The sequence below is a fragment of the Micromonospora sp. NPDC051141 genome (genome assembly GCF_044455765.1).
GTDB lineage: Bacteria > Actinomycetota > Actinomycetes > Mycobacteriales > Micromonosporaceae > Micromonospora.
This window is the reverse complement of sequence record NZ_JBITFD010000003.1, coordinates 645,471-651,561: the sequence shown is the minus strand read 5'-3', so window position 1 is coordinate 651,561 and position 6,091 is coordinate 645,471. Positions and strand designations below refer to the sequence as shown.

5 protein-coding genes and 1 pseudogene are annotated in these 6,091 nt (G+C 71.5%); 4 read left to right on the top strand and 2 right to left on the bottom strand.

Annotation, left to right across the window (positions count from 1 at the left end):
- The 4 genes from ACIA6B_RS08235 to ACIA6B_RS08220 form a co-directional block, all read left to right on the top strand.
- A partial coding sequence (locus ACIA6B_RS08235) for an ATP-binding cassette domain-containing protein (RefSeq protein ID WP_396772075.1) occupies positions 1 to 696 on the top strand: 696 nt, incomplete at its 5' end.
- Positions 697 to 791: 95 nt separating this feature from the next.
- Positions 792 to 2,315: a hypothetical protein gene (locus tag ACIA6B_RS08230; protein WP_396772074.1), complete on the top strand. Its 1,524-nt coding sequence runs from the start codon at positions 792 to 794 to the stop codon at positions 2,313 to 2,315.
- 159 nt (positions 2,316 to 2,474) lie between these two features.
- Positions 2,475 to 3,836, top strand: a complete 1,362-nt coding sequence (locus tag ACIA6B_RS08225) for a TrkH family potassium uptake protein (RefSeq protein ID WP_396772073.1) — start codon at positions 2,475 to 2,477, stop codon at positions 3,834 to 3,836.
- Positions 3,829 to 4,512, top strand: coding sequence for a potassium channel family protein (locus tag ACIA6B_RS08220; protein ID WP_396772072.1), 684 nt, complete (start codon positions 3,829 to 3,831; stop codon positions 4,510 to 4,512). The genes ACIA6B_RS08225 and ACIA6B_RS08220 overlap by 8 nt, the downstream gene beginning before the upstream one ends.
- Positions 4,513 to 4,637: 125 nt before the next feature.
- On the opposite strand, the pseudogene ACIA6B_RS08215 reads toward ACIA6B_RS08220, so the two are convergent.
- Positions 4,638 to 5,432: pseudogene (locus ACIA6B_RS08215) on the bottom strand (potassium channel family protein).
- Positions 5,433 to 5,563: 131 nt separating this feature from the next.
- The gene (locus ACIA6B_RS08210; protein WP_396772071.1) at positions 5,564 to 6,016 is read right to left on the bottom strand and encodes a GbsR/MarR family transcriptional regulator; all 453 of its coding nucleotides are present in this window, start codon (positions 6,014 to 6,016) and stop codon (positions 5,564 to 5,566) included.
- Between the last annotated feature and the right edge of the window lie 75 nt (positions 6,017 to 6,091).

The window sequence follows — 6,091 nt, the reverse complement described above, 5'->3', positions numbered from 1 at the left end:
TTCGACGCCGACGCGGCGGACGTCGCCGCGGCGCACCGGCTGCTGGCGTACGTGCCGGCCGACGTGGCGTTGTGGCCGCAGCTCACCGGCGCGGAAACCCTGGAACTGCTCGCCGCCACCGGGCCGGGAGTCGACCGCGCCTACCGCGACGAGCTGGTGCAACGCTTCGCCCTCGACCTGTCCACCCCGGCCCGCGCCTACTCAACCGGCAACCGGCAGAAGGTCGCTCTGGTCGCGGCATTCGCCACCCGCGCCCCGCTGCTGGTCCTCGACGAGCCGACCAGCGGCCTGGATCCCCTGATGGAGGCCCAGTTCCGGCGCGCTGTCGCGGTCGCTCGCGACAACGGTCAGACGGTCTTCCTCTGCTCCCACCAACTCGCCGAGGTCGAGGCGGTCTGCGACCGGGTGGCGATCCTGCGCGCCGGTCGGCTCGTCGACGTCGCCACCGTCGAGGCGTTGCGCCGCCTGCACCGCACCGAGGTGACCACCCGGTTCACCGACCCCGCACCCGACCTGCGGGACGTGGCCGGCGTCGAGATCATCGCGCAGGACGGCGGGATGCTCCGCTTCGCCATGAGCGGGCCGCCCGCACCGGCACTGCGCGCCCTCGCCGCCGCCGACGTCACCGCGCTCACGGTGCGGGAACCGAGCCTTGAGGAGATCTTCCTCGACTACTACGGCGAGTCGACCCGATGACCGCCCTGACAGGAGAGCACCCCCCGGCCCGTTCGGTCGCCGGTCGGGCGGTCACCCGGCTCGCTGTCCGACAGGTACGTCGGGGGGCGTTCGTCGTGCTGACCGTGACGGTCGGCATGTCGGTGCTGGTCGCCGCCACCTACGCCGGCACGATCGCCGACGGTGGCGGCGCGCAGGCCCTCGCCGTCCTGGCCGGCAACCCCGCGATCCGCACGCTGTTCGGCGAGCCGGTCGCCCTCGACACCGTCGGCGGGTTCACGGTCTGGCGCACCGGCGTCGTCCTCGCCGTGCTGCTGTCGGTGTGGGGGACGCTGGTCACCGCCCGCGTGACCCGGGGCGAGGAGGAGGCCGGCCGGTGGGATCTCCTGCTCGCCGGTCGGGTGAGCCAGAGGGTGCTGCTCGGCCGGCACCTCGCGGTGCCGACGGCCGCGATGATCCTGATCGGGATCACGCTCGCCGTGGCGCTCACCGCGGTCGGCACCCCGGCCAGAGGGGCGGTCGTGCACGCCACCGGCCTGGCGTCCGCCGGGCTGGTGGCGGTCGCGGCGGCGGCCCTCGCCGCGCAGATCTTCCCGACGCGATCGGGCGCGACCGGGGCCACGCTGGCGTTCCTCGGCGTGGGACTGATGGCTCGCATGGTCGGCGACGGCGTCACCGTCCTCGGCTGGTTGCGCTGGCTGCCGCCGTACGGTCCGCTGGCGCTGCTCCGCCCCTACCGGGACGACCGGTGGTCGCCCCTGCTCGTCCTCGTGCTCACCGCTGTCGTGCTGGCCGTCGGCGCGCTCGCCCTGGCCGGGCGGCGGGACGTCCGAGACGGGCTGCTCGCCCCCGCCACCGGCCGGTCACCCCGGCTGCGGCTGCTCGGCTCGGTCGAGACGTTCGCCATCCGGCGGCTGCTACGGCCGCTGGCCGGTTGGTCGACGGGGATCGGCGCCTACTTCCTGCTGATCGGTGCGCTCGCAGAATCTTTGACCGGCTTCCTCGCCGACAATCCCCGCTTCGCCGACCTGGCGGCGCAGGCGGGCTTCGCCGGCCTCGGCACGGTCCGCGGGTACGCCGCGACGCTGTTCGCCCTGCTCGCCATCCCGGTCGGCGCGTTCACCGCCGTACGGCTCGCCGCGCTCGCCGCCGCCGAGACCAGCGGACGCCTGACCCTGCTGCACGCCGGCCCGGTCACCCGCGCCCGACTCCTCACCGCCGAGATCCTCACCACCGCGGCCGGCGCGGCGGTCCTCGTCACCGTCGCCGCGACGGCGACGTGGCTCGGCGCGTCCCTGGTCGACGCGAATCTGCCGCTGTCGGCGGCACTCGCCGGCGCCTGGAACGCGCTGCCGGTCGCGTTGCTCAGCCTCGCCGCCGCGACCGTGGCCCTCGGCCGCGCCCCGCACGGCGTGGTGGCGTGGGGCGTGGTGCCGACCGCCGGCGGGTTCCTGCTCACGGTCGTCGCCGACAGCGTCGACGCGCCGGGGTGGGTGGGCGCACTGTCGCCGTACCGCCATCTCGCGGCCGTGCCGCAGGCGGTGCCCGACTGGCCGGCGCTGGCCGCCACGGGTGCGGTGGCGGTCACGGCGGCGATGGTCGGCCGGCACGCCTACCAGCGACGCGACCTGCGGCGGTAGGCCGCGCGTGCCGCAGGTCGACGCGGTGGCCGTGGGCAGCGGCCGGCCCGCCTCGTCGGTGACAGGTCGTGAGAGCATGCGGTTCATGACCCGGATCGGCCAGCGGGCCACACCAACGGCGCGCCCCGCTGATGGTCGCCGCCATGGCGCCGGTGGCACGTGATCGGTCGAGCACCGGCGTGGCAGCGGCGCAGCAGCCGGCTGCGGCATCCCGCGCAGGTGATCGCCGTCGGTTTCGGCACGGCGGTGGCGGTCGGCACCGGTCTGCTGTCGCTGCCCGTGGCCACCCGTTCCGGGGAGCGGACCGGTCTGGTGGATGCGCTGTTCACCGCGACCTCCGCGGTCTGCGTGACCGGTCTGGTCACCGTCGACACCGGCAGCTACTGGTCCGGTTTCGGCCAGGCGGTGATCCTGCTGCTCATCCAGGCCGGCGGGCTGGGGATCATGACCCTCGCGACGCTGTTCACCGTGCTGCTGTCCCGGCGGCTCGGCCTGCGGGCCCGGTTCCTGGCCCAGGCCGAGACGAAAAGCCTCGACCTGACCGACGTGCGCGCGGTGGTCCGCCGGATCGTGCTGTTCAGTCTCGCCAGCGAAGCCGTCGTCGCGGTGGTGCTGACCGCCCGGTTCGCCACCGCCTACGACGAACCGTTCGGCGAGGCGGTGTACGACGGGGTGTTCCACGCCGTGTCGGCGTTCAACAACGCGGGTTTCTCCACCCACGCCGACAGCCTCGTCGGCTACGTCACCGACCCCTGGATCTGCCTGCCGATCGCCGCCGCGGTCATCCTGGGCGGGCTGGGCTTCCCCGTCGTGTTCGAGCTGCTCAGGTGCTGGCGCCGCCCGGCGCTGTGGTCGGTGCTGACCCGCATCACCCTGGCCCTGACCGGCGCGCTGCTCGTGCTCGGTACCGCCGTGCTCACCCTCGCCGAGTTCACCAACCCGCGTACCCTGGGCCCGCTCGGCGGCGGGCAGAAGCTGCTGGCCGGGTTCTTCGCCTCCACCATGACCCGCACCGCGGGGTTCAACAGCGTCGACATCGGCGCGATGCGGCCGGAGAGCCTGCTCGCCAGCGACGTGCTGATGTTCATCGGCGGCGGCAGCGCCGGCACCGCCGGCGGCATCAAGGTCACCACGTTCGGGCTGCTCGCCTTCGTGCTCTGGTCGGAGATGCGCGGTGAACTGCACGTCCACGTCGGGCGGCGGCGCATCCCCGCCAGTAACCAGCGCCAGGCCCTCGCCGTCGCCCTGCTCAGCGTCGGCGCCGTCGTCACCGCCACCTTCGCGTTGTTGGCCACCACCTCGTACCGGCTCGATGTCGTGCTGTTCGAGGCGGTGTCCGCGTTCGCCACGGTCGGGCTGTCCACCGGCATCACCGCCTCCCTGCCGCCGCAGGCCGACCTGCTTCTGGTGGTGCTGATGTTCGCCGGCCGGGTCGGTCCGCTGACCCTGGCCTCCGCGCTGGCGCTGCGCGACCGCAACCGCCGCTTCGAACTACCCGAGGAAAGGACGATCGTTGGCTGAGACACGCACCGAACCCGTCGTCGTCATCGGGCTGGGCCGCTTCGGCTCCGCCCTGGCGCTGGAGCTGGTCAACCGGGGCACCGAGGTCCTCGGCATCGATCACCGCCCGAAGGTCGTGCAAGCCCTCTCCGGACAGTTGCCGCACGTCATCACCGCCGACTCCACCGACATCGAAGCCCTGCGGCAACTCGGCGTCGCCGAGTTCCACCGCGCGGTGGTGGCGATCGGCACCGACATCCAGGCCAGCATCCTCACCACCAGCCTGCTGGCCGAACTCGGCATCCCCGACATCTGGGCCAAGGCCATCAGCGCCCAGCACAGCAACATCCTCACCCGCGTCGGCGCCCACCACGTGGTGGCGCCCGAACACGACATGGGCGAACGCGTCGCGCACCTGCTCTCCGGCCGCATCCTCGACTACGTCGAGGTCGACTCCGACTTCGCCGTGATCAAGACCACCCCACCCCGCGATGTCGTCGGCGTGCCCTTGCGCGAATCCCGCGTCCGCAGCAAGTGGGGTGTCACGGTCGTCGCCGTCAAAGCACAGGCCGCCCCACCCGGCGGCAAACCCGGCACCTTCACCTACGCCACCCCTGACACCGTCCTCGCCTACGGCGACCTCATCCTCGTCGTCGGCACCATCGACAACGTCGAACGCTTCGCCACCACCGACTAGCACGACAGCCCGTTGAACGTTGATCAGCAGGCACGGCAGCCGAGACCGCTCTGATCGCCCACAGAAACCAAGTCGCCGATCGATCCGGCTTCACCCGGGTACGCGGCGGATCCGCCCGGCGACGATCAAGGTGATGGTCTCGCCGCGGATGCCGGCCTGTCCGCCCCCGCCGCGATCCCGTTCGGAACAGCTGCCTCGATGTGCTGACGCAGCGCCGCGATCTCCGCGCGCAGCGCCGCGACGTCCGCGCTCGTCGCAGCGGCCGGCTGCTCGCCGGCCGAGGCGACCCGCTCCACGATCCAGGTCGCCAACGAACCCGTGACGAAACCGATCAGCCCGATCCCTCCGATCATCAACCCGAGCGCGACGAACCGTCCCATCGCGGTAACCGGGTAGTGGTCGCCGTCCCCGACGGTGGTGATGGTGACCGTCGCCCACCAGAGGGCGTCGTCGAACGACGTAATCTTCGGATCGGCACCGGACCGTTCGGCATCCAACACCGCGAGCGCGGACACCAGAACCAGCAGAGCGGTGGTGGTGGCGACGTAGACGGCGAGTCGGCCCCGCGCCCACGCCTCCGTGCGCCGGCTGATCGTCAACACCACGATGATCAGCCGCACGGCGTGCAAGGGACGCAACACCGGAAGTACCAGCACGGCGAGGTCGAACAGGTGGCCCCGCAGGAACCGACGCCGATCGGTTGCCAGCTTCAGGCGCACCAGCATGTCGCCCCAGAACAGCAACCAGATGACGACCGACGTCACGGCGCAGGCGTCCCGCTACACCGGCGCCAGATCGGTATGCAGGATCGGCTCCGCGTACACCCCGAGGAAGAGCATCGACAACACCGTCAACGGTGCTGCGGTGAGCCGCTCCCAGTTCGCCGACCGGGCCAACCGCCGACCTGCCTCACCCTGCATCTCGGGTTCCGCCCGAAGATCCGGTCCGCTCATAGGGGCAATGATCACTCTCCAGCTGCGTGGCCTCACTCGGTCACCACGTCAAACCGGCCAGGATCCCGTGGTGCACCATGTCGGCGCGCAGTAGAGACTTACTGGTCGTCCTTCTTGTCCCGCCATCTGTCGATAAGCGCCGGCAGTTCCCGCCAGAGATAGTCGTAGAAGTCGCGCATCTCGGCGAGGCGGGCTCCGGCGAGGCTGCCTTCGCCTGTGACGGTGATGCCTTCCTCGGCGGCTTCCCGCATGGTTCTGATCATCGCGTTCTGGCCGGACATGAGGATGGCCCACGCGCCCTCGCGGAGCCGGAAGTGCTCGCGGCGGCTGCCCGGGGCGGGCACTCGTTCGATCAACCCGACGGTGGCGAGGGACTTGATGGCGGTGGACACGCTGCCGGAACTGATGGCGAGGGTGTCCGCGATCTCGCCGGCGGTCATCGTCTGCTGCTCGGTGAACAGCAACGCCGCCAGCACGCGCGCCGTCATCCGTTGCAGTCCGCCCTCGGTGAGGGTGAGTGCAAGCTTCTCCGCCGGATCGCTCAACGCCATCTGTGCCCTCCCCTACTCGATCCAACCAAACCCTAACATCTTGCAGTCTTCAGAAATCTCTGAACATTCGATACT

Coding starts and splice junctions, on each gene's coding strand:
- ACIA6B_RS08210 (WP_396772071.1), bottom strand. CDS start 6,016: ATGGCGTTGAGCGATCCGGCGGAGAAGCTTGCACTCACCCTCACCGAG.